The sequence below is a fragment of the Alkalilimnicola ehrlichii genome, from assembly GCF_003399765.1.
GTDB lineage: Bacteria > Pseudomonadota > Gammaproteobacteria > Nitrococcales > AK92 > AK92.
In genome coordinates, this window is sequence record NZ_NFZV01000016.1 from 1 (window position 1) to 26,801 (window position 26,801).

The 26,801-nt window shown below is 59.9% G+C and carries 27 protein-coding genes and 2 pseudogenes; 7 read left to right on the plus strand and 22 right to left on the minus strand.

What is annotated here, in order from left to right; translation table 11 throughout:
* The coding region (locus CAI21_RS14540; RefSeq protein ID WP_147305128.1) for a T6SS phospholipase effector Tle1-like catalytic domain-containing protein at positions 1 to 1,486 on the minus strand (1,486 nt) is incomplete at its 3' end.
* Between the two features lie 289 nt (positions 1,487 to 1,775).
* Here CAI21_RS14540 and CAI21_RS14545 point away from each other — a divergent pair.
* The gene (locus CAI21_RS14545; protein ID WP_116302954.1) at positions 1,776 to 2,771 is read left to right on the plus strand and encodes a metal-dependent hydrolase; all 996 of its coding nucleotides are present in this window, start codon (positions 1,776 to 1,778) and stop codon (positions 2,769 to 2,771) included.
* Positions 2,772 to 2,786: 15 nt separating this feature from the next.
* Here CAI21_RS14545 and CAI21_RS24025 read toward each other — a convergent pair whose 3' ends face one another.
* The 12 genes and pseudogenes from CAI21_RS24025 to CAI21_RS25040 all read right to left on the minus strand — a co-directional run.
* A complete protein-coding gene (locus tag CAI21_RS24025; RefSeq protein ID WP_220348359.1) occupies positions 2,787 to 3,242 on the minus strand; it encodes a zinc-binding dehydrogenase in 456 nt (151 codons plus the stop codon).
* Positions 3,239 to 3,897, minus strand: a pseudogene (locus CAI21_RS24030) (alcohol dehydrogenase catalytic domain-containing protein). Before CAI21_RS24030 ends, CAI21_RS24025 begins: the two are co-directional and overlap by 4 nt.
* Positions 3,898 to 3,970: 73 nt before the next feature.
* On the minus strand, positions 3,971 to 5,386 hold the full coding sequence (locus CAI21_RS14555) for an aldehyde dehydrogenase family protein (protein WP_116302955.1): 1,416 nt from the start codon (positions 5,384 to 5,386) through the stop codon (positions 3,971 to 3,973).
* A gap of 59 nt (positions 5,387 to 5,445) precedes the next feature.
* Entirely contained in the window at positions 5,446 to 6,465 is a 1,020-nt protein-coding gene (locus CAI21_RS14560; protein WP_116302956.1) for an NADP-dependent oxidoreductase, read from the minus strand.
* 109 nt (positions 6,466 to 6,574) lie between these two features.
* Positions 6,575 to 7,162, minus strand: coding sequence for a DUF2946 family protein (locus CAI21_RS14565; RefSeq protein WP_116302957.1), 588 nt, complete (start codon positions 7,160 to 7,162; stop codon positions 6,575 to 6,577).
* A gap of 202 nt (positions 7,163 to 7,364) precedes the next feature.
* A complete protein-coding gene (locus CAI21_RS24040) occupies positions 7,365 to 8,477 on the minus strand; it encodes an acyl-CoA dehydrogenase family protein (RefSeq protein ID WP_220348395.1) in 1,113 nt (370 codons plus the stop codon).
* The gene (locus CAI21_RS24045) at positions 8,408 to 9,166 is read right to left on the minus strand and encodes an acyl-CoA dehydrogenase family protein (RefSeq protein WP_220348397.1); all 759 of its coding nucleotides are present in this window, start codon (positions 9,164 to 9,166) and stop codon (positions 8,408 to 8,410) included. The genes CAI21_RS24040 and CAI21_RS24045 overlap by 70 nt, the downstream gene beginning before the upstream one ends.
* 175 nt (positions 9,167 to 9,341) lie before the next feature.
* Complete coding sequence (locus tag CAI21_RS14575; RefSeq protein ID WP_116302958.1) at positions 9,342 to 10,490, minus strand: acyl-CoA dehydrogenase family protein; 1,149 nt, start codon at positions 10,488 to 10,490, stop codon at positions 9,342 to 9,344.
* A gap of 13 nt (positions 10,491 to 10,503) precedes the next feature.
* Entirely contained in the window at positions 10,504 to 11,700 is a 1,197-nt protein-coding gene (locus tag CAI21_RS14580; protein ID WP_116302959.1) for an acyl-CoA dehydrogenase family protein, read from the minus strand.
* Between the two features lie 15 nt (positions 11,701 to 11,715).
* A complete protein-coding gene (locus CAI21_RS14585; RefSeq protein ID WP_116303050.1) occupies positions 11,716 to 12,900 on the minus strand; it encodes an acetyl-CoA C-acyltransferase in 1,185 nt (394 codons plus the stop codon).
* 67 nt (positions 12,901 to 12,967) lie between these two features.
* Positions 12,968 to 13,228, minus strand: coding sequence for a 3-hydroxyacyl-CoA dehydrogenase family protein (locus CAI21_RS26045; protein WP_404840880.1), 261 nt, complete (start codon positions 13,226 to 13,228; stop codon positions 12,968 to 12,970).
* A gap of 74 nt (positions 13,229 to 13,302) precedes the next feature.
* A pseudogene (locus CAI21_RS25040) lies at positions 13,303 to 15,060 on the minus strand (3-hydroxyacyl-CoA dehydrogenase family protein); the annotation flags it as partial.
* Positions 15,061 to 15,274: 214 nt separating this feature from the next.
* On the opposite strand from CAI21_RS25040, the gene CAI21_RS14595 reads away from it, so the two are divergent.
* From CAI21_RS14595 to CAI21_RS26050, 5 genes are all read left to right on the plus strand, one after another.
* Positions 15,275 to 15,733, plus strand: a complete 459-nt coding sequence (locus CAI21_RS14595; protein WP_116302960.1) for a MaoC family dehydratase — start codon at positions 15,275 to 15,277, stop codon at positions 15,731 to 15,733.
* 451 nt (positions 15,734 to 16,184) lie between these two features.
* Positions 16,185 to 17,384 carry an ABC transporter substrate-binding protein gene (locus CAI21_RS14600; RefSeq protein ID WP_116302961.1) on the plus strand — a complete coding sequence of 400 codons (1,200 nt, stop codon included), beginning with the start codon at positions 16,185 to 16,187 and terminating at the stop codon, positions 17,382 to 17,384.
* Between the two features lie 74 nt (positions 17,385 to 17,458).
* The gene (locus CAI21_RS14605; protein WP_116302962.1) at positions 17,459 to 17,797 is read left to right on the plus strand and encodes a hypothetical protein; all 339 of its coding nucleotides are present in this window, start codon (positions 17,459 to 17,461) and stop codon (positions 17,795 to 17,797) included.
* A gap of 95 nt (positions 17,798 to 17,892) precedes the next feature.
* The gene (locus CAI21_RS14610) at positions 17,893 to 18,453 is read left to right on the plus strand and encodes a hypothetical protein (protein WP_116302963.1); all 561 of its coding nucleotides are present in this window, start codon (positions 17,893 to 17,895) and stop codon (positions 18,451 to 18,453) included.
* A 99-nt stretch (positions 18,454 to 18,552) separates the two neighbouring features.
* Positions 18,553 to 19,008 carry an NlpC/P60 family protein gene (locus CAI21_RS26050; RefSeq protein WP_404840881.1) on the plus strand — a complete coding sequence of 152 codons (456 nt, stop codon included), beginning with the start codon at positions 18,553 to 18,555 and terminating at the stop codon, positions 19,006 to 19,008.
* Here CAI21_RS26050 and CAI21_RS14620 read toward each other — a convergent pair.
* From CAI21_RS14620 to CAI21_RS14640, 5 genes are all read right to left on the minus strand, one after another.
* Positions 18,977 to 19,711: a hypothetical protein gene (locus CAI21_RS14620; protein WP_116302964.1), complete on the minus strand. Its 735-nt coding sequence runs from the start codon at positions 19,709 to 19,711 to the stop codon at positions 18,977 to 18,979. The genes CAI21_RS26050 and CAI21_RS14620 overlap by 32 nt on opposite strands.
* A complete protein-coding gene (locus tag CAI21_RS14625) occupies positions 19,702 to 20,271 on the minus strand; it encodes a tetratricopeptide repeat protein (RefSeq protein ID WP_147305129.1) in 570 nt (189 codons plus the stop codon). Before CAI21_RS14625 ends, CAI21_RS14620 begins: the two co-directional genes overlap by 10 nt.
* Before the next feature lie 105 nt (positions 20,272 to 20,376).
* On the minus strand, positions 20,377 to 20,781 hold the full coding sequence (locus tag CAI21_RS14630) for a hypothetical protein (RefSeq protein ID WP_116302966.1): 405 nt from the start codon (positions 20,779 to 20,781) through the stop codon (positions 20,377 to 20,379).
* Positions 20,782 to 20,798: 17 nt separating this feature from the next.
* The gene (locus CAI21_RS14635) at positions 20,799 to 21,389 is read right to left on the minus strand and encodes an anti-sigma factor family protein (protein WP_116302967.1); all 591 of its coding nucleotides are present in this window, start codon (positions 21,387 to 21,389) and stop codon (positions 20,799 to 20,801) included.
* Positions 21,386 to 21,979: an RNA polymerase sigma factor gene (locus CAI21_RS14640; RefSeq protein ID WP_181919447.1), complete on the minus strand. Its 594-nt coding sequence runs from the start codon at positions 21,977 to 21,979 to the stop codon at positions 21,386 to 21,388. Before CAI21_RS14640 ends, CAI21_RS14635 begins: the two co-directional genes overlap by 4 nt.
* 135 nt (positions 21,980 to 22,114) lie before the next feature.
* Between CAI21_RS14640 and CAI21_RS14645 the strand changes: the two genes are divergently transcribed.
* Complete coding sequence (locus CAI21_RS14645) at positions 22,115 to 22,543, plus strand: archease (RefSeq protein WP_116302969.1); 429 nt, start codon at positions 22,115 to 22,117, stop codon at positions 22,541 to 22,543.
* Positions 22,544 to 22,567: 24 nt separating this feature from the next.
* On the opposite strand, the gene surE is transcribed toward CAI21_RS14645, so the two are convergent.
* The 4 genes from surE to CAI21_RS14665 all read right to left on the minus strand — a co-directional run bounded on the left by surE (position 22,568) and on the right by CAI21_RS14665 (position 26,699).
* The gene (gene surE / locus CAI21_RS14650; RefSeq protein ID WP_220348400.1) at positions 22,568 to 23,362 is read right to left on the minus strand and encodes a 5'/3'-nucleotidase SurE; all 795 of its coding nucleotides are present in this window, start codon (positions 23,360 to 23,362) and stop codon (positions 22,568 to 22,570) included.
* A gap of 77 nt (positions 23,363 to 23,439) precedes the next feature.
* Positions 23,440 to 24,492 carry a phosphotransferase gene (locus CAI21_RS14655; protein WP_116302970.1) on the minus strand — a complete coding sequence of 351 codons (1,053 nt, stop codon included), beginning with the start codon at positions 24,490 to 24,492 and terminating at the stop codon, positions 23,440 to 23,442.
* Positions 24,493 to 24,555: 63 nt separating this feature from the next.
* Positions 24,556 to 25,311, minus strand: coding sequence for an SDR family NAD(P)-dependent oxidoreductase (locus CAI21_RS14660; protein WP_116302971.1), 756 nt, complete (start codon positions 25,309 to 25,311; stop codon positions 24,556 to 24,558).
* A gap of 176 nt (positions 25,312 to 25,487) precedes the next feature.
* On the minus strand, positions 25,488 to 26,699 hold the full coding sequence (locus tag CAI21_RS14665) for an acyl-CoA dehydrogenase family protein (RefSeq protein WP_116302972.1): 1,212 nt from the start codon (positions 26,697 to 26,699) through the stop codon (positions 25,488 to 25,490).
* Positions 26,700 to 26,801 lie beyond the last annotated feature (102 nt).

Here is a 26,801-nt window from a genome sequence, read left to right on the forward strand (position 1 = left end):
GCAGGCTGCCGTCGGCGGCCTTGATCGAGGAGAGCGGAAAGTTCTCCCGCACCTCGTCCCGCGCCGTGAGGTGGTAGACGGTTTGCGCGGCGTGCGGGTTCAGATCGAGTATCACCGGCCCCGGAAAGCCGATGCGCGAGAGGATGTTGTTGTTGCGGTTGTTGCCGGGCCGGCCGACCGAGCCGACGGTGTCGAACAGGCCCACGAAGCGGATCACCACCGTCAGCCCGCCCCAATAATCGGGCTGGGTGCGGTTGATGCGATGGACGACGTTGACCAAAGCCCGGATCAAGGCCGCCCCGCGGCTGAAACCAAAGAGGTCCAGGTAGCCGTATTTTGCAAGCGGGAATTCTTTATAGAAAGTTTGCATGCGCTGCAAGATCGTGGCAATACGCCGGCCGAGACTGTGGGCAATACCGAGATCGAGCATATCGAAAAAGGTTCTGTCCTCGCTCTCTCGTGTTCCAACACCCGGCACGTAGAAGCGGGAAATCGCACCTGAATCGACTTGAGGATAAAGCTCATACAGCTTCGCCACATTCGTTGGCCGTTTCGTCTCGTGCTCGCGGTCGCGAAAGCGGTTGTTATCGGTGCCGTCGGAGAACACGCCGAACTGCGGCGCCTCCAGGCTCGCGCGCAGGATCGGGCGGTCACCACGCTTATGGTGGTCGAGGAGATGCAGCAGCGCGTCGTCATCCAGCGTATCCAGGTGTTCGTGCAGCTTGCCCGGCTCGGCCAGCACGGCGAAGGGAACGTGTTCGAACACCGCGCGCCGCTCGGCCCGGTGGACGGCCGTTAAGGTATAGCTATTGCCGGCTTCCAACTTGCCGAAACGCACCGACTCGTGCGCGCCTGCCGCCGGACCCTGGGTGTCGCGCTGGATGCGGTAGCCGGGGCCGTCGAGCACCAGGCGGCGTGCGTCGGTGTTCACGCCCGGCACGAGTTCGATATCGAGGCTGTGCTTGGCCACCTCGCCGGTGTCACGGCCGACGGGCAGCGTCACCACGTTGTCGTCCGGCGTGGCGGCCGAGGGGGAGCGGCGCCCGGCGGCTAAGGCCGCGACACCGACGGCGGCGGCCGCCTGCGCCACGCGCGCTAAGCGGTAGCGGCGCAGCGCGTACGCCCGCTCGCCGGGCAGGCGGCCGGTGGTGGCGCTGTCGGTTTCCTGCCATTGGCCGTGGCGTTGGATGAAAAAGCGGGTATCGCGGTCGCGGTGACGGTAGCGAGCGCTGTCGGGGCGGAGCACATACCACTGGCTCCAGTGGCCGGGGAGTTGGGCCAACACCGCCCGGGGCACGGTCTCGATGCGCTGCTCGGCGGCGGGCGGGTTGAGTCGTCGTAATCGCCGGCGGTGCACGGTCAGTGCGCGGTGGCGGGCTTCAAGCGTGGGGTAGTGCGGGTCCGTATCGGCGCTCGTCGCCAGCGCGGACTCCAGGGCGGCGATCTCGGCATCCAGTCGCCGAAGCTCCCTCTCCGGATGGGCCATTGTTGTTATTCCTGTGATTATGGATGCCGGTTATTGTTAGCGAAGATCGGCGCCTTTTCCAGGTTTTTTATCCGGTTTTTCGTGAGACTTACTCACGTTTTCAAAGCGATGCACCGTCTCGGCCGTGTAGCTTCCGCTTGCTGGAAAAGGAAAAGTATTGGCCGTGACGAGGTCGGCAGTTTCTCCATCCCTCTTGCGGCGTCATTCGGTTTCGTGAGTCCCGTCACGGTACTTTCCGCCTCGCCGCCTAGAATCCCGCCGCATACGCACAAGGAACGGCGGTCGCTTCATGGATACTCTTACCCATATCGCTTTTGGCGCCACGCTTGGCGGTCTCATGTTGAGGCGGCAGGCCGGGTGGAAGGCTTTTGCTTACGGCGCCGCGCTGGCGAATCTCCCCGACATCGATGCCGTTATGCACGGCGAAACGGTAGGCTACCTACTGATTCATCGGGGAATCACCCACTCGTTGTTTTTTCAGGCCCTCGCGGTTCCGATTATTGTGGCCTTGATTCTGGCGCTACATCGGGACCAGCGGCCTCATTGGCTGCGGTGGAGCCTTTTCGCCTGGCTTGCGATGGCCACGCATAGCTTGATGGATGCGATGAATCCGTACGGAGCGCAGTTGCTTGCACCGTTCAGCGATCAGGCCATCAGCTTTAACCTCTTATACGTGGTCGATCCGATCTTCACGATTCCTTTATTGCTCGGGCTATGGGCTGCGTGGCGCTGGCGGCCGAAACGGGCACAGACCATGTTGGCGGCGGGGTTGCTGGTCTCAATGACGTATCTGACCTTTGCCGCGACGGCAAAATGGCATGTGCAAGGCGTAGTGGAAGCGGAGCTGGCGCGGCAAAATAAGCCGGTCGATGCCGTACTTGTCATGCCCATGCCGTTTACGACGCTGTTATGGCGGGCTTTAGCCGTCGACGAGCAAGCCTATTACGAAGGTTACTACTCGTTAGTCGACGGCAGCGCCGAGGTTAGCTTTAGTCGGAACGACAATCAGCCGGATTTGCTAGAGCCGTTAATGGATCATTTGCCGGTTCAGCAGCTGAAACGGTTTGCGCAAGGCTTTTACCATGTCGAGGTCGCGGGCGAGAAGATTGTTATCCGCGACTTGCGTTTAGGGCAAGGCTCTTACTACCCGGTCAGCTTCGTGGTGGGGCAAGTGCAGGCGGATATGATCGAGCCGGTTCCGGACCGGCGCTTCCACGAGCCTTTGCCGAGCGGCGAACTGAGCTGGCTCTGGCAACGGATATGGCGGGAGCAACCTCCCGCCTAATCCGGCAGCAAGAGCTTAATCGAAAACGATCACACCGCGTGCGTTACTACCCGCCTTCAGGTCTTCGAAGGCCTGCGGCGCTTCGTCGATGCTGTAAGTGCGGGTAATCAACTCGTCAAGCTTGAGTTTACCGCCGCGATACAGCGCGAGCAGGCGCGGGAAATCGTGCTGCGGCCGCGCCGAACCAAACCAGCTCCCCTTCAGCTCGCGCTCGTCGGAGGGCAAGGTCAGGGTGCGAATGGTGGTCTCGTCTTTTGGCTTCGACACCCCTAGCACGACGGCGACCCCGGCTTTGCCTAACGAGTTATAAGCCTGGGCAACCACGTCGCCGACGCCAATGCATTCGAAGGCGTAATCCACGCCGCCTCCGGTAAGCTTTTTGATTGTCTTGGCGACGTTCTCTTCTTCCGCCGCATTGATCGTGTGGGTGGCGCCGAACTCACGCGCCATCTCCAGCTTCGCCGGATTCATGTCGACCGCGATGATTTTTCCGCTCCGGCAATCGCGCAACCTTGCACGGTGTTCAGACCGACGCCGCCGACGCCGAACACCGCGGCGGTCGAACCCGGCTCGACTTCCGCCGTGTTGAACACGGCACCGACACCGGTCATCACCCCGCAACTGACTAATGCCGCTTTATCGAGCGGCACATCCTTGTCGATCTTCACGACGTTATCGACGTGCAAGGTCGCGTACTCGGCCATCACTCCGCAGGCCATAAACACGTTGAGCGGGTTATCCGCCGCGTCATGCGTACGCACGCTACCGTCGGGCAGTTGATAGAAAGCCTTGTTGGCGTTGTCGCAGAGAACAGGACGGCCGCGGCTGCAATAGCGACACTTACCGCACATCGAAATAAACGAGGTGACAACGTGATCGCCCTCTGCGAAGGCCGTTACCCCCTCGCCCACCTCGACAACAACGCCGCCCCTTCGTGGCCGACGATTAGCGGAGGCGGTAACTGAATCGTGCCGTTAGTGGCCGATAAGTCGCTGTGGCAGACGCCGCAAGCGGCCAGTTTAATCGTGATTTCATTGCGTTTCGGCGGGTCGACGCGCACTTGCTCGACCTGAATGGTGCTATTCCACTCCCGGCAAACCGCGGCTTTAGCTGTTCTGCTCATCATCGCCTCCCGTCAGGGCTGGAACTCAGTTGGCCCGCCGCCGAGATCCAGCGGATACCGGCGGCGGCAGGGCTGTTTAAAGCTGCAAGGAGCGAACTTCGAGGAATTCTTCAAGCCCCCATTTACCCATTTCACGACCAAGACCGGAGTGGCCGAAGCCACCGAACGGGGCGAACGGGTTGAACTGACCGCCGTTGACGGCCACCTGGCCGGTGCGCATTTGGCTGGCGACGCGCTTGGCACGCTCCTGATCGCCCGACCAAACGCCGCCCGACAAGCCGTACTTGGTGCTGTTTGCGATCGCGACGGCTTCCTGCTCGTCGCGGTAAGGAATAATCGAGAGCACCGGGCCGAAGATTTCTTCCTGGGCGATACGCGCTTGCGGATCGACGTTGCCAAAGACCGTCGCCCGAACGAAATAACCGCCATCGAGCCCTTCCGGCGCTTCCGGCCCACCGGCAATAAGCTTGGCATCTTCTTGCATACCGGCGCGGATAAACTCTTGCACGATGTCGCGCTGCGAGGCCGAAGCCAGCGGCCCAAGCCGCGTCTTCTCATCGAGCGGGTTACCCGGGGTAAAGCGCTCGGCCACCGCGGCGGCGATCTCGCAGGCCTGGTCATGCAACTGTGCCGGAACCAGCATCCGGGTGTGGGCGGTGCAGGTCTGGCCGGAGTTGAGATAACAGTTGTTCACCGTGCCCTTAACCGCGGCCTCCAGGTCCGCATCCGGCAGGATAATGGAGGCTGACTTACCGCCCAGCTCCAAAGCCAGGCGCTTGAAATCTTCCGCCGCGGCATGGAAGAACTGACGGCCGGTGTTGGTGGAGCCGGTGAAGGAGAGCATGTCTACATCCGGGTGCTGAATCAGCGCATTGCCGACGACTCGGCCCGGCCCCGAAACCAGATTGAACACGCCCGGCGGCAAGTCGATGGCCTCGAAGATCTCCGCCAGGATAAACGCCGTGCAGGGGGCGACCTCGGCGGGTTTGAGCACGACGGTGCAACCTGCGCCGAGCGCCGGCACGACCTTCAGGATAATCTGGTGCAGTGGGTAGTTCCATGGTGTGACGGCACCGACTACGCCGACCGGCACTTGTTGGATTTCGGAGTTGCCCACCGTTTCGACGAAGGGAAACTCGGGCAGGATCTTCAGATAGCTGCCGGTGATGCCGATCGGTAAGCCGGCCTGGATGCTGCGCGCCAGCTTGATCGGGGTGCCCACTTCCTTGGCGACCGTGGTGGCGATCTCGTCGGAACGCGCCTTGAGCTGCTCGTAGAGCTTGTGGATGTACTTCATCCGCTCGTCAAGCGGGGTTTGCGACCACGTGGGGAAGGCTCGGCGGGCCGCTTCGACGGCTTGGTTCAGCTCTGCTTCGCCAGCGCGCGGAATCGTTGCCATGACCTCGCCGGTGGCCGCTTCGAATACCTCGGCGCGCTCATCCCCGCAAGCCTGCCAGCGGCCGTCGATGAAAACCTTATCGTATGTCTGCATGGGAACTCCTATTCTCCTGTCGATACCAAGTCAAAATCGGAAAGGGGTTTGGGCTTACGCTACGCTACCTTTATGATTAACTTGCCTTGGTTCCGGCCCTGCAACAGGCCTTGGAAGGCAGTCACGGTGTTTTCCAACCCCTGCACGATGTCTTCGCGGTACTTAATACGACCGTCGCGAATCCACTCGCTCATGTCATGCAGAAAATCGGCCTGACGGTCCAAATGATCGAATTGAATAAACCCGCGCACGGTCAGCCGGCGCGTCAAGATGGCTCGCATCAACGCAGGCATCTTGTCCGGCCCGGCCGGTAATTCCGTGAGGTTGTAATAGGCGATGGTGCCGCACACCGGCATTCTGGCGAAATCGTTAAACAGCGGCAGCACGGCCTCCAGCACCGGGCCGGCAACGTTCTCGAAGTAGACGTCGATGCCGTTGGGGCAAGCTTCGGCAAGCTGCTTGGTAAAATCGTCCGACTTGTAGTTGACGGCAGCGTCGAAGCCTAACTCGTCGACCACGTAACGACATTTATCGTCGGAACCGGCAATGCCGACCGCACGCGCGCCTTTTAACTTGGCGATCTGGCCGACAACTTGCCCAACCGCACCGCTAGCGGCGGACACGGCAACCGTGTCGCCCGGCTTCGGTCGACCGTGCTCCAGCAGGCCGACATAAGCGGTAAAGCCGGGCATTCCCAATACGCCCAGCGCAGTCGTTACCGGTGCGACAGCAGGATCGAGCTTGCGCACCGCCGTCCCGTCGGACAAGGCGTACTCCTGCCAACCGTTGGAACTCAAAACGATTTCGCCTGGGGCGAAGCCATCCACATTCGACTCGACCACCTCGCTAACGGTTCCGCCTACCATCGGCTCTCCCAATTCGACGGACGCGGCATAGGAGCGCGCTGCGCTCATCCGCCCCCGCATGTAGGGGTCGAGCGAGAGATAAAGGGTTTTTAACAGCATCTGGCCGTCGCCCGGAGTCGGACGCACTACCTCTTCCATGACCAGATGTTCGTCGGTGGGCATCCCGGCCGGCCGCTTAGCCAAAACAATGCGGCGATTTCGTGCCTTGGTCATCATTCCCCTCCTATGAGCGGTTATCCGCTTTCAATTCTTATAAACAGTGCGCTCGACTAACGCCATCGAGCCAACGCGCGCCTTACCACAGTTCAGCAGAAGTGGCCGATCAGCTTTCGTTTGCCGTCGCCTGCGGTTTACGCTGAAAACCAAAAAGGGCCGGCACGTCCGCGCTCTGCACGGCCGCCAAGGTCAGACGCTGCCCGCCATAATTCAAAAACACAGCGTCTGCATCGGCATTCGGCAGGCTGTCCAACGCGGCAAGCAACGCCGCTTCCGCCATCGGCTCGCCGCGGGCATCGGTCAGACGCTCGAAAGCCCAAGACAAGTCGCTATCGTCAAGCAAGCCGACGCCGCGCTTCCACTCCAACAAAAGACTACCGTTGTCATCGAGCCAGCACGCATTAATCGCTGTCACCGGCTCCCGCGTATGCGTCTCCAAATCGCCTTGACCGTTCGCTCGCAGCACCCACGGCGTGTAAGCCAGCTCGATGTAGGCTCGTTGCGGACCGTTTTGAAAGAACCACCTTCCAAGCTCATCGTGTTCGTAATTGCGCCCGATAAAATCGATCAGCGGCTCGCGCTCGACGACTTTACCCTGCAACAGCCAGCGGCCACGCCGGTCCAGCCCCAACCAGCCGTACAAGGCCGGTACTTGCGGCCACTTGGCCATCGCCTTGCGAACGATCTCATCCATCTCGCCTCCTCCAACGAGACCGAAAGAACAAGACTCCTAGCCTGCTCTGTAAAACAGAGTTTCGCAAGTACAAACCGATTATAAATGAGACATAAATCATTATAGCCTCACCGAAGCAGCGCCCGAAGGGCTGCCGGCCACCCCCTCCGGGCGACGGGCCCTAAGCTGCCTTAAGTACGCTTAGGACCCACCGTGCGGCGCTTTAGAACCACGCCTCCTCGGCTTCAAGGCAGGTGGTATCCAAGCTCGTCAGCAAGTCCGCATGCTGATACACCTTCGGCAACTCGTAGTGGAAGAAGTATTGGCAGGCTGCTAACTTGCCACGGTAGAACGCTTCATCCTGAGTTTCTCCGCTCCGCAGCCCGCGCTCTGCGGCCAACGCCTGCTGCAACCACAACCAGGCGACAACGAGTTGCCCCATCAGATCGAGGTAGATCGTCGCATTCGCCAGCGCCTTTGCTGCTTGCCCACCGTGCAAGGTTTGGCGCAGCACCTGTGTGGTATCGATAGCTTTCGCCAGCGCAGCGGCGAGCTGGGCCGCATAAGGTTGGACGGTGCTGTTGGCCTGCCCTTCCTCGATGCTCGCCTTAATACGCGCAACCAGAAGATCGAAACCGGCGCCGTTCTGCATCATCACCTTACGGCCGAGCAGATCGAGGCCTTGAATACCGTTGGTACCTTCGTGGATAGGGTTCAAGCGGTTGTCTCGGTACAACTGCTCAACCTGGTATTCTCGGGTATAGCCGTAGCCGCCGTGGACCTGAATCGCCAGATTATTCGCTTCCAAGCAGTACTGCGAAGGCCACGCCTTGACCATCGGCGTCATGACATCAAGCAGCAAATCGGCCTCGCTAGCGGCGGCCTCGTCGCTCGTCGTACGCTTTTCGTCGACCAGGCTGGCCGCAAACATGCATAGACTCAGGCCCCCTTCGACATAAGCCTTTTGCGCTAGAAGCATGCGCTTGATATCGGCATGTTCGATCAACGGCACGGGTTTCTGCGCCGGGTCTTTGCTATCGACCGGGCGGCCTTGGCGGCGGCCTTTGGCATACTCCAACGCTTGCAGGTAGCCGGCATAACCGAGCACCACCGCCCCCATGCCGACACCGATACGTGCCTCGTTCATCATGTGGAACATGTATTTGAGGCCCTTGCCCGGCTCGCCGATCAAGTAGGCCTTGGCACCGTCTTTCTCGCCGAAATTGAGCATAGTGGAAGTCGTGCCGCGCCAGCCCATTTTATGAATCAAGCCGGCCAAAGCGACATCGTTACGCTCGCCCAGGGAGCCGTCGTCGTTGACCAGATACTTCGGCACGATGAACAGCGAAATCCCCTTAACGCCGGCCGCGCGCCTTTCACACGCCCAAGCACCAGGTGCACGATGTTCTCCGACAGCTCGTGGTCGCCGCCGGAGATGAAGATCTTGTTGCCGGTAAGACGATAAGTACCATCGTCTTCCGGCACCGCCGTCGTCTTGATATCGGACAAAGAGGAGCCAGCTTGCGGCTCGGTTAAAGCCATGGTGCCGAAAAAACGCCCTTCCAGCATCGGGTAAGCGTAACGTTCCTTTTGCGCTTCCGTACCGTACGCCAGCAATAAATTGCTCGCCGCGACCGTTAAGCCGGCATAGGAGAACGTCGAGGTATTAGCGCCTTTGACTACCGCCGTGCAGCTTTGAGCTACCGTCGCGGGCAGTTGCATGCCGCCTAGCTCGTAGTCCTTACCGGCAACCATCAAACCGGTATCGATATACTGCCGCAATGCCTCTTTAACTTCGGGAATGATATGAACGCGTTCGCCGTCGAACTGCGGTTCTTCGAGATCGTTCTTACGGCAGTGGGGCAGGAAGTGGTCGTAAGCCACTTTATAGGCGGTTTCCAGCGCGGCATCGAAGGTTTCGCGCGAATGGTCGGCGTAGCGGGGATGGCTGGTAAAACGCTCGACATTCAGTAGCTCGTACAGCAGGAAGCTCAGATCCCGCCGATTGATGATCGTTTCCGTCATAGTAGACTCCTGCGAAGCCCCCATTACGGGGGGACCCGGTGGTCCACTGCACGGAACGGACGCAGAGCGTACTCTGCCGCTCCGTTATAGGGTTCCCACGAGTAATGCTCCGCCAAATATCCGGATGATAAAGGGGCCGGGTAGAAACCCGGCCCCAAACGGAAGAGGCAACCGCTTACGCGGCGGGCGTTTCCATTAGCTCGGAGAAACGCTCCAGATGATAGTCCGTGTCGCCCAGCACATGGTCGATCATGACCAGGCGCTTCGCGAAATGGGGCAGCGGCAGCTCCCACGTCATACCGATACCGCCGTGCAGCTGGATGGCGCTTTCGGCCACCTTGCGGCCGGCTTGGCCGATAATGACCTTAGCGGCATGAACGATGCGCTCTGCCTCCTCCGGCGACTCGGCCTGGTCGGCATTCGCTGCCATGATGGCCATGGAACGCGCTTCTTCCAGCGCGATCCGCATATCCACCATCTGGTGCTGCAAGGCCTGGAAGATACCGATCGGCACCCCGAACTGCTTACGCTGCTTGAGGTACTCGAGCGTCTGCTCGACCGCTTGCTCCATCGCACCCACCGCCTCGGCGCACAGCGCTGCGATGCCGCGACGGGCAACCTTAGCAATCGCCGGGAAGGCATTACCTTCCTCGCCAAGCAGTGCATCGGCACCGACGTCGACGTTATCCAGATAAACCTCGGCGGCATGGGTGCCGTCGATGTTCGGATAAGCCCGTACGGTAACACCCGGCGCGGTGCGATCCACGAGGAAGACGCTGATGCCTTCGGCATCGCGCGCTGCCCCGGAGGTACGGGCCGAGACCAACAACTTGTCGGCGCTGTCGCCGTTGAAGACGACGGCTTTACGGCCGTTCAGGCGATAGCCGCCGCCGTTTTTCTCGGCACGCGTTTCGACCTGCTGCAGGTTGTAACGAGAGTCCGGTTCGCCGTGAGCAAAGGCCAGCAGCAGGCTGCCTTCGATCACCTGCCCCAGGTATTCCTCGCGCTGGCCGTTGTTCCCGAGAGCCTCGATCAGGCCGCCGCCGAGCACCACGGTGGACAGGAAGGGCTCGACCACCAGCCCGCGGCCGAATTCCTGCATCACCACCATCAGCTCGACGCCACCGCCGCCGAAGCCGCCGGCTTCTTCGCTAAACGGCACGCCGAACAGGCCTAGGTCTGCCAGCTGGCTCCATACATCGCGCGAGAAACCTTCCTCGCTGGCGGCGTACCGATGCCGGGTCTCGATATCGTATTCGGAGCTCACGAGCCGGGAGACGGTCTCCTGGAGCATCCGCTGTTCGTCAGTCAGATTAAAATCCATGGCACGCCTCCTCTTACAGGCCCAGAATCATCTTGGAGATGATGTTCTTCTGAATCTCGTTGGAACCGCCGTAGATAGACAGCTTGCGACGGTTGAAATACTGCGAAGCCAACGGAGCGGCGTACTCCGGACCCACCGGCTCGACATCGCTGCCGGCCTCGAAAACATCGCTGATAAACGGCATGGCATACGGGCCTACCGCGCGGCGCAGCAGGTCGGTAATTGCCTGGCGTACCTGGGTGCCGCGAATCTTGAGGATGGAGCTTTCCGCGCCCGGCACACCGCCGCCGGCAACCGAAGCGACCACCCGCAGGTTGGTCATCTCAAGCGACATGACCTCGATCTCGACCTGTGCCACCTGAGCGCGGAAGCGCGGATCGTCAAGCAACGGTTTGCCGTCCTTCAATTGACGGCTGGCAACGTTTTTCAGATGCCGCAGCGCCGCTTTCGCATAGCCGACCCCGGCGATACCGGTCCGCTCATAGGTGAGCAGGTACTTGGCGCAGGTCCAGCCTTTGTTCTCTTCGCCGACCAGATTCTCCACCGGAACCTTCACGTCTTCGAAGAAGACTTCGTTGACCTCGTGCTCGCCGTCCAGGGTAATGATCGGCCGCACGGTGACACCCGGCGTGTCCATGTCGATCAACAGGAAGGAGATACCCTCCTGCTTCTTCACGTCCGGGTTGGTGCGCACCAGGCAGAAAATCATGTTGGCGTACTGACCGAGGGTGGTCCAGGTCTTCTGGCCATTGACGATGTAGTGGTCGCCCTCGCGCACCGCCCGGGTTTTGACCGCCGCCAGGTCGGAACCGGCGCCCGGCTCGGAATAACCTTGGCACCACCAGTCGTCCTGGTTAAGGATGCGCGGCAGGTAGTACTGCTTCTGCGCTTCGGTGCCGAACTTGATGATAACCGGGGCCACCATGCTCAGACCGAAGGGTACGATGCTCGGGGCGCCGGCGGCGGTCATTTCTTCTTCGAAGATATGCCGCTGAATCGGGCCCCAGCCAGTGCCGCCGTATTCTTTCGGCCAATGCACCGCTAACCAGCCCTTCTCGTTCAGCGCCTTGTGCCAACGGACGAAATCGTCCTTCTGCAGGCGTTTGCCGCCCCGGACCTTGGCTTGAATATCGGCCGGCAGTTTTTCCCGCATAAACGCGCGGACTTCTTCGCGAAACGCCTGCTCTTCAGGGGTATAGCTAAGATTCATGGTCGTTACCTCGCCTTAAGCGATTTCGAACAGGCCGGCAGCACCCTGGCCGCCGCCAATGCACATGGTCACCACTACGTACTTGGCACCGCGCCGCTTACCTTCGATCAGCGCGTGACCGGTCAGGCGCGAGCCGGTGACGCCGTAGGGGTGGCCCACACTAATGGAGCCGCCATTGACGTTCAGGCGATCCATCGGGATGCCCAACTTGTCGCGGCAGTAGAGCACCTGGGAAGCGAACGCTTCGTTTAGTTCCCACAGGTCGATGTCTTCCATCTTTAGGCCGGTGCGCTCCAGCAGACGCGGAATCGCATACACCGGGCCGATACCCATTTCGTCCGGCTCGCAACCGGCAATGGCAAATCCGCGGAAGATACCCAGCGGCTCAAGCCCGCGTTGTTCGGCCAGCTTGGAATCCATCACCAGGCAGACCGACGCGCCGTCGGAGAGCTGACTGGCGTTACCGGCAGTAACGAACTGGTCCGGACCCCGCACCGGCTCCAGCCCGGAAAGACCTTCCAGGGTGGTGTTGGGACGATTGCACTCGTCTTTGGTGAGGGTTACTGCTTCCTCGGAAACCTCGCCGGTTTCTTTGTTCTTCACCAGCTTGACGGTGGAGAACGGCACAATCTCGTCGTCGAACAAGCCCGCTTCCTGCGCCGCGGCGGTACGCTGCTGGCTAATCAGCGCATACTCGTCCTGCGCTTCGCGGCTAATGCCGTAGCGCTTAGCGACGATGTCGGCCGTTTCGATCATGGATAGATACAGTTCCGGCTTGTTCTTCATCAGCCATTCGTTGCTAGCACGGAACTGGTTGAGCTTGTCGTTCTGCACCAGGCTGATCGACTCGACGCCGCCGGCGACGATGGCCGGAGCTTTTTCCACCAATACCCGCTGTGCGGCGATAGCAATGGCTTGCAGGCCCGAGGAGCAGAAACGGTTGATCGACAAACCGGCAGTGGTCACGGGTAGACCGGCGCGGATCGCAGCCAGACGCGCCATGTTCTTGCCTTGGGCGCCTTCATGGAAGGTAGCGCCGAGGATAACGTCCTCGACTTCGCTGGGGTCGATGCCGGCGCGCTGCACAGCGTGCTCAATCACATGGCCGGCCAGATCGACGCTGTGGGTGTTGTTCAACGCGCCCCGGTAGGACTTGCCAAGGCCGGTACGGGCGGTGGATACGATGACTGCTTCAGACATAAACTTCTCCATAAAGTCGGGCGCGACGACTTAGGCCGCGCCTTCGTAATGTCGTGAGATGGGCGCCTTACAGGTCGCCGAACTTCTTGCCTTCGCGAACAAGGCGTTCGAGCAACGGAGCCGGTTTCCAAGCATCGCCGAAGCGCGCGTGGAACTCCTTGACGCGGTCGAGGATTTTGTCCAAGCCAACTTGATCGGCCCAGAACATCGGGCCACCGCGGTAAGCCGGGAAGCCGTAACCGTAGATCCACACCACATCGATGTCGGAGGCACGGATCGCGATCCCTTCTTCCAGAATCTTGGCGCCTTCGTTGATCATGATGTACATCTGCCGCTCGAGCAGCTCGTCTTTGGAGATCTCGCGCGGGGTAATACCCTGCTCTTTACGGAACTCCTCGATCAGCTTATCGACTTCCGGATCCGGAATCGGCTTGCGGCTGCCTTCCTCGTAGCGATAGACACCGGCCTGCGTCTTCTGCCCCAGACGGCCCGCTTCGTAGAGCTTGTCCATCCAACTCGCCGGTACATCCTCGCCCGCTTTACGGCGCTCCTGGCGAATTAGATAACCGACGTCGATGCCAGCCAGATCCGACATGGCGAACTGCCCCATCGGAAAGCCCAGGCCGGTAAGTACGCTATCGGCTTCGGCCGGGCTGGCGCCTTCGTTGACCAGCGTCATTGCTTCGGCGCCGCGCTTGTGCAGCATCCGATTGCCGACAAAGCCGTAGCAGTTGCCGACCAACACCGGCACTTTCTTGATCTTCTTGCCAACGCTCATCACCGTGGCGATAACCTCGTCGGAGGTCTTCTCGCCACGCACGTTCTCCAGCAGCTTCATAACGTTCGCCGGGCTGAAGAAGTGCATGCCGACCACGTCTTCCGGCCGCTTAGTAGCACTAGCGATTTCGTCGATGCTCAAGGTGGAAGTGTTGCTCGCCAGCACGGCGCCCGGTTTGCAGACTTCGTCCAGCTTGCCGAAGATCTGCTTTTGACGTCCATGTTCTCGAACACGGCCTCGATCACCAGGTCGACGTCAGCGAAGTCGCCGTAGTCCAGACTCGGGCGAATCAACTCCATCCGCTGCTCGACCTGCGCCTGGGTCAGGCGACCTTTCTTGGCGGAGTTCTCGTAGTTACGACGAATAACCGCCAAACCACGGTCCAGCGCTTCCTGCTTCACTTCTAGCAGGGTGACCGGAATACCGACGTTGACGAAGTTCATCGCAATGCCGCCGCCCATGGTACCGGCGCCGATAATGCCGACGTGTTTGATTTCGCGCGATTTCGCGTCGGCCGCCAGGCCCGGAATCTTGCCGATCTGGCGCTCGGCAAAAAACGCGTGCACCAGACCGGCGCGCTGCGGCGACTCCAGGCACTCGCGGAACAGCTCGCGTTCGCGCTGCATGCCTTCGTCGAAAGGCAGGTCGACAGCGGCCTTGACGGCATCGACGATTTTAAACGGCGAGAAGAGATTGCGGGCCTTTTTCTCAAGCCCTTTGCGGAACTCGTCGAACAGTGCCTCGTTGCCGCGATCGGCGGCGACCTTCTCTTCTTGATCGCGCACGCGCTTGAGCGGGCGCTTCTCGGAAGTAACTTTCTCCGCAAACTGCAAGCCGGCTTCCAACGGCGACTCGGCTTCGATCACCTCATCGACAATCCCGAGCTCCGCAGCCTTCGGTGCCGCAACAAACTCGCCGCTAACAATCAGTTCCAGGGCTTTCTGCGCGCCGACCAGACGCGGCAAACGCTGGGTGCCGCCGGCGCCGGGCAGCAAGCCGAGCTTCACTTCCGGCAGGCCCACTTTAGTGCCAGGTACCGCGACCCGGTAATGACAGCCGAGCGCGACTTCCAAGCCGCCGCCGAGGGCCGTGCCATGCAATGCAGCGACAACAGGCTTATCAGCCTCATCGTAACGCGTAATCACGTCCGGGAGAGAAGGCTCGGCAGGCGGCTTACCGAATTCCCGGATGTCCGCACCCGCAATAAAGGTTCGTCCGGCTCCGACCAACACAAGTGCTTTTGCACCGTCGTCGGCCAGACCTTGTTCTAAAGCAGCGACCAAACCGGCCCGCACGTCCTTGCCTAGTGCGTTCACCGGCGGGTTATCGACCGTAATAACGCCGATATTGCCTCGCAGCTCATACCCAACGACTTGACTCATTAGCTCCTCCTTAATGCGGGTCGCGCGTCCAGCAAACAGGCGGGTTTTGCGCGCCCCTCACTGGGTTAAACAGACCTTCTGCAATACGAAACAAAGCGAGCACTACGCTTGCGTTTGGCTTCAAGTATAAGATAAAACGACCGTGAAGCAATGTTTTTTGGAACACACTTCCGCATAGCGGAATTATAAAATACAAATAGTTGAGGAGAGTCTCATGCGCGAGGTCGCAAGCGTTACAGAGCTACAAGCGTTGGTAGGTCGTGAACTCGGCGTTAGCGATTGGGTAACGGTGGACCAAGAGCGGATCGATAAATTTGCCGATGCCACCGACGATCACCAATGGATTCATGTCGACGTCGAGCGGGCGAAGCGGGAATCTCCGATGGGCGGCCCCATCGCGCATGGTTTTCTAACGCTATCGCTGCTACCGATGTTGAATTCCAACGTTTTCCGAGTCGACGGCGTGAAAGCGCGCATCAACTACGGCCTAAACCGGGTCCGCTTTCCTGCGCCCGTCCCGGCTGGGGCTAGAGTGCGCTCCCGACTGCATTTGAAAGCGGTCGAAGACTTAGGCAGCGGGCGTTATCTCGCCTGTGTCGAATGCACTGTCGAAATCGAAGGTAATGACCGACCCGCCTGCATTGCCGAGTCCCTCGGCATGTACATTATCTAGTCGACGCTGCAAGGAGGGGCTATGCCCCTCTGCCTTACTCAGGCAAAAACCCAATGCGCTTTGCAAAACGAAGCGCAAACATGGACCTATCCACGATTTTGCGCCATAGTTGCCCCCTCCACTGAGAGAACAACGGCTCAAGCGGCCAGACGAGCGGCCGGTCAGACTGGGACTCGCGCGAAAACGCACGTAACTTCGCCAGAAAATTAGGGAACCGTGCCTAGCTATCGACTGAGACCAAGGCACGGCTGACGGATAATGGCCCAGTTTTTTCTGTAACTTCCGTACAAGGTGTGCCTCAGCTAACGCGACGGGCTCCGCAAAGCCGGGCAACGATAAGAATGGCATCCCCAAGAGGTGCGCCCGTCTACAGGACCGATAGCAGCTCCGAGGTCACACCGAAACAACAAGGAACCGCGAGACAACTCGCTGCTATGTAAGGGGATAGGATATGCTGCGAAAGATTTGCCTGGGGCTCACCGCGTTACTGCTTCCGCTATTACCTGCACAGGCACAAATCTCTGACGGCGAAGTGCGGATAGGGATTATTACCGACATGTCCAGCATTTATCGCGAAGTCGGCCGCGTCGCCGACATTGCTGCAGAGATGGCGGTTAACGATCATGGCGGTCGGGTGCTCGGCAAACCGGTACGGATTTTCATCCGCGATCACAAATCCGACCCGCAAGTTGCCCTAGAAGCTGCACGAGAACTGCACGAAGAGCATAACGTCGACGCTTTCCTGGAAATGGTCAGCACGGAAGTTGCCCTAGCGGTTCAACAGTACGCGAAAGACAACGACATTCTTGCCTTACACACCGGCGCCGGCGGCTCGATTTTAACCGGCGAAGCCTGTTCTCCCTTAGGCGTTCACTGGGTCTACGATACGCATGCCCTCGCGGCCGGTACGGCCGCCGCTGTCACCGAAAGCGGCGGCGATAGCTGGTTCTTCGTCACCGCCGACTCCAACTTCGGCCGTAGTTTGGAAGCAGACGCCAGTGCGGTGGTCAAACGTATGGGGGGAGAGGTGCTCGGGCGCGCCGTGCACCCGCCGCGGGCCAACGACTTCAGCCGCCAACTTGCCGAAGCACAAACCTCGGGCGCCAAGATCGTAGCTCTGGCAACTGCGGGCGACGACGCCACTAATGCCATCCGGCAAGCCTATGAGCTTGGCCTGATGCAGGGCGACCAAACCGTGGTTGGCCTCCTGATACCGGAGACCTTACCGCAACAGCTCGGGCTTTACGTATCCAGCGGCGTTAAGTTAACTACAGCCTTCTACTGGAACTACGACGACAAAACCCGCGATTGGACCGAGCGTTTTCGGGCGCGCACCGGCGCAACCGGCACCATGTTCAGCGCAGGCATTTACTCAGTCGTTGGCCACTATCTAAAAGCCATCGAGGCAGCGGGCACCGACGACCCAAGTGCGGTTATCGCAAAGATGCGGGAATTGCCGGTTGAAGATGTCTTTGCCCGTAACGGTCGTCTCAGGGAAGACGGTCGGATGGTACACGATATGTATCTAGCGGAGATCAAACGCCCTGCGGAATCCACCGCGACCGGCGACTACTTCACAATCTTGCAAACGATTCCCGGCGATGTCGCCTTCCGGTCTATGGAAGACGGCAACTGTCCGTATGTAGAATAGTCCGCTTATTCAGAACCTCCGAAAGAGGGCGCCTCCTGAGCTGCGCCCTCTTTAACTGCTAATGAGCGACGACCATGGAATCGAACAGTCAACCCGCACAGCATCCCGACAGCAAGCGCTTGTTCATTTTGGTCTGGGTCATGGGCTCCGCCGCCACGGTGGCCCTTTTACTGGCCGCACTTTTTCTTGGCATCAGTTGGGGCTGGGCGCTTGGAGCCTTCATTCTCGCCACCATCGGCAAATGGGTGGCTCGCTGGCATCACCGAAAGCAATCCCGACAGTTGTATGTGCCCGCGTTAATGCAATATGGTTTTACCGAAACCGAAGCCGAGCAGGCCTGGGAACAAGCCTATTACGGCGGCTCCGACAAACTAGCCGAGATGCGGAGCAAGCAAGGCCACCCCGACTCATGAAACGGTTTCTCCGGTCGATATCAATAAGATAGACCCGCCTATTCTAGTCAGGCGACGCTTTCTGAATCTAGTATCGACTGTTCGAGGCTTTATCGATGGGGCAGATCCGCTTCCTCACCTTTCTACTCGGTCTCTTTTTCACGGCCGGCGCGGCAGCAACCGGATTTCGTGGATTCGAATGGGGCACGACAGAAGACGAGATTCTGGAAGAGATGGGAGAACCGCTCCAGCGGCGCGGCGACTGTTTGATCTACCAAGACCGCATCATCGAACGACAAGTACGCGTACTCTACTGCCTGGACGACGGCAACGCGCTTTACCGAGGGGCGTATGTCTTTCAGGACACACACCCTATGCCTTACAACAAGCATGTCGAAGACTACGAGCAGCTGCTACCCATGCTCAGCGAGCGCCACGGCGAAGCGACCCGAAACGAAGTGATCTGGCGCTTACCGGCATTGCGGATCAACAAGCCCTATTGGGGTCACCGCATCGCCTCGCGGGACTTGGAGCTAAGAGCCACTTGGGCCCCACCCGCCACGCAGGTCGAAATGGTTTTACAAGGCGGTGATTTCAACAAGATCACCCACTACATTGAATATAAGAGCCTGGAGAGCATGGAACAGCGCCGACAGCAAGACCGAGAGCTGCTATAACGCCCGTTCTGACTCCGCCGCATAGCGCCGTGGGAAAAGGAGGAAGATCCTCGACATGCGCATTTTGCTAACGCTCTGCGTCCTCGCAGTCCTCAGCGGCTGCGCCACGACTCAAACGGGCATTCCACATCCGGCGCCAGCACGGCACTTCCCAACACGCACGAAACCCGAGCAGCCCTCTACGATCAACACGCCCAATGGCAAGGAACGCCCTACTTACTCGGCGGCCTCAGCCAGAACGGCATCGACTGCTCCGGCTTCGTCCTAACCACGTTTCGGCAGCAATTCGGCATCGACTTGCCTCGCACCACCCAAGTCCAGGCATCGCTCGGCAAGCCGGTTCGACAGAACGACCTGCAAGCCGGCGACCTCGTGTTCTTTCGAACCGGCAAGCGGACTCAGCACGTCGGGATCTACGTCGAAAACCGCACCTTCTGCATGCCTCCACCAGTCAAGGCGTCACCCTGTCGCAGCTCGACAACCCCTATTGGCAGTCCAGTTTCTGGCGCGCGCGGCGCATCGATTAGGGGAAACGCCAGCCGATACCGGCACTGACCTGCGGGCCTCCGTAGCGATACTGCTCAAGGCTTGAATCGTTTTCCACCCACTCGAGACGCAGAAAACTCCGCCAGCCGCCAGGCAATAGCCGGTAATCGATTTCGGCGTTAACACGCCAGAAAACATCTTCGCGACGCCGACTAAAGCCGTCCACCATCCGGTGGCGATCTCGATAGCGACTGAACCGGGCCTCACTTCCAAAGTCCAGCACGATGCGTTCGCGAATCCGATAGCGAATATAGGCCCCCACCCCATGGCGAACGGGCGAGACACTCGCAACCCCATACTCATCGGCAAGATCGCGCCGGTCGTTATACAGTAAATCGTAGTTGCCCCCCCAGCTAAGCGCCGGGGTCGATAGGCTATCCAGGCCGAGACGCAGACGATGCGACAGGCCGTCGAAGTACCGATAGCGGGAACCGCCATCGATCGCGCTCAAGCTGTACTCAGCGCGCAGACGGCGGCGCGAATCGAGATCCCGAGAAGTCGCCGCAGAAAGAACAAGCGCCCGCTCCAGCGTATCGCCGCCGAACGCACTGTGATACGCCGCCAGCGATAAGACGTGATCCCAGGCGGCGTGAGGCAAAACGAGCTCGGCACCCATATCGACATAGGTAAAATCGGCTTCGGCGGCCGCCGGATAATCAAGCGCAGTTGCCGTGAGATATACCGTATATTCGTGGGCATCGCCTAACGGCATCGTATGATCGGCGTACCCCCAGAGACTATAGAAACCGGCTCCGCGGCGCTGTCGCACAGACTCGACGGCGTCATAAACCTCAAAGCTACGGTCGTAGCGCCCGCTAGCTCCCATTCGAGCAATGGCTGACGCGCGGGCACCGCTGCCAACGCCTCGGCCGCCAGCCGGCGCAGCTCTTCGGTTTGCGCATAATCGCGAGCCAGCGAAAAATGATATAAGGTTCTCGACCGCTCGCCCCGCGCCCTTGCCAGCAAACCAAGATTGTAATGACTCAGTGCGGCGAGATCCGGGTCTCGACTAGCACGCAGAAAAGCCTGTCGAGCCGCATGCAGATTGCCCAATTGGTAATGGCTAACAGCGAGATTGTAGAAAAGGCGAGAATGCGTCAGGCCGGCAGCCTTCGCTTGCTCAAAACCGGCTATCGCTACCGGGTAGTCACCCGCTCGGGCAGCGTCCAGAGCGGAGCGATACACCTGCTCGCTCGTCTGCCCAGAAGCGGCCCCGGCCAGAGCGAGCAGCAATCCGCCCGTAGCAGCACGCCAGAAACTCCCCCGGCTCACAAATCCCCTCATAAGGCCTGCAACCGCACCCGTGCGGCCGAACAAGTATAAGGGAATACTCAAGCAGGGCTAAATACCCCTTCGCGGTTAAGGTGGCTCAATGAGCTAATGCGGCCGCTGACCGCCAGGGTGGTCCGGCCGCCCGGCGCCGGAGTGATCCGGCTTGCTATCGCTTGTCCCCGGCTGGCCAGGCGGACGCCCCTGACGTTCGCGCGCCTCGTCACGCCGCTCGCGCGCACTGTCCCGTGCGCTGCCGGAAGCGCTATGAACGCCAACGCCACGCTGCTCGGATTTCCGCCCGTACCCGCTGCCGCCATCGTTCGGGTGCCTTTGCCCTGCTCGCTCGCGACCAGGGTTTTCGGAAGCAGCGGGCAACCGTAGCTCTCGCATGACCTCCGCCTCGCCAGCGTGATCGTCCAACACCCGAATAGTGACACCTAAACCGTCCGCCCAAGCCGGAAACACCGCCAGTAAGGCCGACAAACCGATAACACGCGTTATTCTTGTCATTACGTACCGCCCCCTATTCAGCGAGCTTCTTCGCCGAGCCCGATCCGAAATTCGCGGCGACGACCGTCGTGCTCGACCGAGGCCACCAACTCGCCCTTGGCCCCCTGCTCCAACATTAAAGGGATACTCAAACGGTTGGCACCGGCATCCAGGTCATCCTGCCAAGCCAATACCCTTTCGCCGGGGCGCCCTTCGACTTCCACACCCAGCGGCAACTCCAAACGAATATGTACGCCCGGCAGTGCCTTCTCGCTATCCAAAGCCAAGTCGATGGTCTTCCGCGTCCAATCCTCGACGAAGGAGGGGCTCTGCGCTACGCCCACCAGGTCGGTACGCAGCACAAAACCGCCAACCAGCAAGAGGAGCATCGCCGCGACAGCGACTCGCTGCGGCAGGCGATAACGGCGCTTTACGCGCTCCGATAACCGGCGCGGCAGCGGTGGCACCGGCTCCGCAAGCGCGCTACGCAGGTGGCTAACGTCTTGGTAGAAGGCGCGGCAGGCGGCACAGCGCTGGAGGTGGCGGCGCACATGTGCCGCCTGCCCGGGCCGGATGGTACCGGCCCGCAGGTCGTCGAAACTTTGTTGTACGGTGTGACAGTCCGTCATTGTTTCTCTCCTGGGCCTTCCATCTCTATACACGCAGCCGGTGGCGATTTGGTTCCCTCGGCAACATGATGCCGCACCCCGGCACGAGCCCGATGCAAGCGCGATTTAACCGTACCGACCGGCACGTCGACAATCGTGGCAACCTCCTCTACCGTGTAACCTTCGCCGTCGTGGAGCAACAACGCGGCACGCTGAGCTTCGGGCAAACGGTCCACGGCCGCCAAAACCTCGCTTGCCGCGATGGCTGTCAGCACTGCCTGCTCCTCGCTCACCGCAGGCATAAGGTCTGAAGTCTCCTCAAGCTCCTCCCAATTGACCAGCTGGCTATGAACGCCCTGACGACGCCAACGGTCGATGTGCAACCGGTAAAGCACTTTCGCCAACCACGGCCCCGGTGCATCTAACTGCTGGATCTCTTCTCTACGCTGCCAAGCCCGCTCCAGCAGATCCTGCATCAGATCTTCGGCATCGCTAGGATTGCCCTGAAAACGCACCGCGAGTCGCCATAATCGCTCGATATGAGGCTGAACACAGGCATCGAAGGCTGCGGCAGGCGATAGTCGCTGCCATAATCGGATCAACCGGCTCATAGCTGTTTTACACGTTGCCAGTAAGAAAAAGTTCCCGCACGCATTACGCAGCGCATTCTGTTCTGAACCATACGCCCATAAGACCTGACAGATAAACAGCGATTTAGTGATGCAGTTCACGCGTAGGAGGCAAGGATGGCGCAACGACCGCATTGGGAGCATTTCGAGGCCACAGCCGGTGTGGGCATACGCGGCATCGCGGCAGACCCGGAAGCGGCCATCGAGCAGGCCGGGCTGGCCCTGGGCGCCCTCGTCACCGACCCTGAGAATATTCAACTCGGAGAAACGCTAGAGATCGAGATCGATGCGGGGACCGGGCCCGAGTTACTGGAACACTGGGTCGACGCCATTTTGGAGAGCATGCGAGACCACCAACTTGTGCTTGGCGACTTTCACATCAAGGTGGACGCGGACCATTTGCACGCGAAAGCGCGCGGCGAGCGCTTAAACCCCGAACGGCATGGCCACGCGCACTATCCGGCAGGCAAAGCCACCCAAGCTCGCATCGTTGAAGCCTCCCCCGGCGAGTGGGTAGCCGAATGCGTGCTCAGTCAGCTGCATTGAGCCCCGCTTTCGAGCGATAGCGCCTCACGCACCTTTGAGACAGGCGCTCAGGCGATCGGCCAGTGCCTGCCATTCGCCCTCAGGCGCACGTTCGAAGCGCAACGGATTAACCGATACGCAGCGGCTGCGCAAAGCCGCGACATCGGTGTCCTCGCCGGTTACTTGCTCAGGGCTCCGAGAAAAGCCCAGCCAATAGTATGGAAGGCCGCGCGTATCGAAACGCTCCTCAACCTGTACGCCGCTGATGGAGCCTCTACCCTGACGCGTAATCTGCAACCCTTCGATCGCATCGGCAGGTTCGTCCGGAAAATTGATGTTCAAGCACACTTCCGTCGGCCAACCGTTGGTCACCAGATCGCGCACCAACGGCGGCCCCAGCCGAGCAGCAGTATCCCAGCGTACTTGGTCGCGATTCCGAAATGTTTGACTCAAAGCGATTGCCGGCAGACCCAACAACAGCGCCGTCATAGCCGCACCGACGGTACCCGAGTACGGAACTGCGTCGGCAACGTTACCGCCACAATTCACGCCGGATAGAATCAGCGACGGCGGCCGATCTTTCATCAGCTGCTCGACACCGAGTAAAACGCAATCGCTGGGCGTACCCGCTACGCTGTGGTGGCGCTCGCTCCAAGAGTAAACCCTGAGCGGCTGATGTAGGCTAATGCTGTGCGACGTTCCGCTCTGATCGTGCTCCGGAGCAATAACCCACACATCGTCCGACAACTCGTTCGCAATCTGCTCCATGACCTTCAGGCCTTCAGCACGATAACCGTCGTCGTTAGTGATCAGAATCCGCTCGACCGGCTTGCTGCTCACGATTAGGCTCTCCTCTACCACGGCCGGAACCCGAAGGCCGCCCGCAAGGACCGATCTGGCCCTTACGGGCCCGACTCTTAGTTACGCTGCGCCAAATCCCAGCCGACCTGTGCAAGCAAGCCCGCACGCTTGCCTACCTGTAGGGCATCGGCATTGCTGGCATTGCCCGCCAAGGCGCGTGCGTATACGCCTTGCAAAATAGCCGCAAGGCGGAACAGGGAGAAGGCGAGGAAAAAGTTCCAGTTAGGGATGCCGTCACGCCCGCTGCGTTTGCAGTAAGCGGCCAACACATCTTCCTCGCTAGGAATGTTTTCCGCGGCAAAATCGAGCCCGACCAAGCCTTTAGCACCCTTCTCGCTGGCCGGCAGATGATAAGGCAGGCAGAAGTAAGCCAGGTCGGCGAGCGGATGACCTAAGGTGGATAACTCCCAATCGAGGACAGCCACCACCTCCGTGCGCTCGGGATGCAGCATGAGATTGCCATGGCGGAAGTCACCGTGGGCGATGCCGGTCTCGTCTTGGTCGGGAATATTATCCGGCAACCAACGCATCAGGCTTTCCATAGCCGGCATTTCTTCGGTCTTCGACGCCTCGTACTGCTGACTCCAGCGTTTAATCTGACGGGCGACGTAGTTTTCCGGCTTCCCGAAATCGGCAAGGCCGACCGCCTGCCAGTCCACATTGTGTAAGCGGGCCAAGGTATCGACCATGGACTCGAAAATTGCCGGCCGTTCTTCTCGCGGCGCACTCCGCAGGTGCGGTTCGGCATAAACCCGCCCATCAACGAAGTCCATAACGTAGAACGGCGTACCAATGATATCCGCGTCTTCGCACAACAAGTGGGCAGTGGGAACCGGCACATCGGTCCCGTTAAGCGCCGCGATTACCTTATACTCGCGCTCGATCATATGCGCCGACGGCAATAGCTTACCCGGCGGCTTTTTTCGCAATACGTAGCGTTTACTGCCGGCCTCAAGCAGAAAGGTGGGGTTAGATTGCCCACCCTGGAACTGCATGACCCGCATGCCCGCAGAAAAGCCTTCCAGCTTGGGACCGAGATATTCCTGCAGTGCGTTCTCGTCGAAACGGTGAGCCTCAAGCGGCGGCACCAGACTGTCGTTTACACTCATGCTGTTCTCCAACCGATGACGGGGCCGCGCGTACGTCGACCCGTCGTGGGCGCTTTAAGCAGCTTACGAAATCATTTCCCCGCCGTCAGCAACCAATACCTGCCCCGTCACGTAGGCGCTTGCCTCGGACGCCAAGAACATCGCGACGCCGGCGATATCTTTCGGCTCGCCCACGCGGCGTAGCGGCGTACGCTCCTCGGCCCGCTGCCGCCGTACCGGATCGTCCAGCAACGCTTTTGCAAAATCCGTTCGGATCAGGCCAGGAGCGATCGCATTAACGCGGATATTCTTCGGCCCCCACTCGATCGCGAGGTTACGCGCCAGCGAGGCTTCGGCGGCCTTGGACATCCCGTAACAACCGATCACCCCATTGCCGCGCAAGGCAGCGATACTGGAGAGCAGGATCACCGACCCGCCGCCGAGCTTCTCCATCTGCGGCAACACCTTATTGCACAGCCAAAAAGTACCGCGCACGTTGGTGTTCATAATCTTATCGTACGCCTCGTCGGTCAGCTCGCTAAGCGGACCGTAGACGGGGTTCGTCGCCGCATTGGCAACCAGAATATCGATCCTACCCCATTTCTCCAGCGCCGTGTCCACTAGCTTGTAAAGTTCTTCCTTCTCGGCGACATGGCAAGGGATTGCCAGGGTCTCGTAGCCCTTCGCGGCCAGCTCGTCGGCAACCTTCTCGCATGCCGCCGGCTTCCGACTGGAAATAACGACCTTGGCACCGGCCTTCGCCATTTCCTCAGCAATGGCCAACCCAATTCCCCGGGTAGACCCGGTAATCAATGCTACTTTTCCCGTCAAATCGAACATGAGTACATTCTCCAACGACCTGCACCGCACTGCACGGCCTTCCCCAGCACCAACGGTACCGATAGCGACAGCACTACGCCCTGGCTATACGCTAAGGGAGATAAAGCGGGGCAGCCCACCATGGTGCGGCAAAAACAAAGCACCCCCGACTATGCGGGGGCGCCGGCGCTGGGAGCTTATTTGTCCCGGCGGTAAGGCTTGAGTTCCAACTTCGCGATGGTTTCGCGGTGAACCTCGTCCGGGCCGTCGGCCAAACGAAGCGTACGCGCTTTAGCGTAGGCAGCGGCAAGGAAGCTATCCTGGCAAACGCCCAAGGCACCGTGAACTTGAATAGCCCGATCGATAACATTGCAGGCCATGTTCGGAGCGACGACCTTGATCATTGCGATCTCCCGCCGGGCCACCTTGTTACCCACGGTATCCATCATATAAGCCGCCTTCAGGGTCAGCAGGCGAGCCTGCTCGATCTCGATCCGAGAACGTGCCAGATCCTGACGAACAGCCCCTTGCGCGGCAAGCGGCTTACCGAAAGCGACGCGCTCGCTGACACGCTCGCAGGCAGCTTCCAGCGCACGCTCGGCAACGCCGATTAAACGCATGCAGTGGTGGATACGCCCCGGGCCAAGACGACCTTGAGCGATTTCAAAGCCGCGACCCTCGCCCAGCAATACGTTCGTCACCGGCACGCGTACGTTGTCGTAAGTAACTTCGGCATGGCCGTGCGGCGCATGATCGTAACCGAATACCTTTAGATGACGCTCGATCGTCACGCCCGGCGTGTCCAACGGCACCAGAATCTGGCTCTGTTGCTTATGCAGTTCGGCGTTCGGATCGGTTTTACCCATCACAATCGCCAGCTTGCAGCGTTTGTCCATCGCACCGGACGACCACCACTTGCGACCGTTAATCACATATTCGTCGCCTTCGCGACGGATCGAGGTTTGGATGTTTGTTGCGTCGCTGGAGGCGACTTCCGGCTCGGTCATCCCGAAGCAGGAGCGAATCTCGCCGGCCAACAGCGGCTTTAACCAACGCTCTTTTTGCTCTTCGGTGCCATAGCGGGCCAGAATTTCCATATTGCCCGTATCCGGCGCGGCACAGTTGAAGACTTCCGGCGCAATCGACGAGCGCCCCATGATTTCGCACAGAGGCGCATACTCAAAGTTGCTCAACCCCGCCCCGTATTCGCTATCGGGCAAGAACAAGTTCCACAAGCCCTGCTCTTTCGCCTTCGTCTTCAACTCTTCGAGGATGGGCGGATTATCCCAAGGATCGTCGAGCGCCGCATGCTGCTCCTTAAAGACTTTCTCGTTCGGATAAATATAGTCGTCCATGAAGCGCAGCAGTTTTTCCTGCAACTGTTTGGTCCGCTCGGTGTACTCGAACATGGTCTGAGGGCTCCCTAAAAGACTTGGACTCAATCCAAGGATGGAACTGCGTCCGGCAAGAAACAGCCGAACACCCAAGATTCTTGCTGTATGGCGATGAGC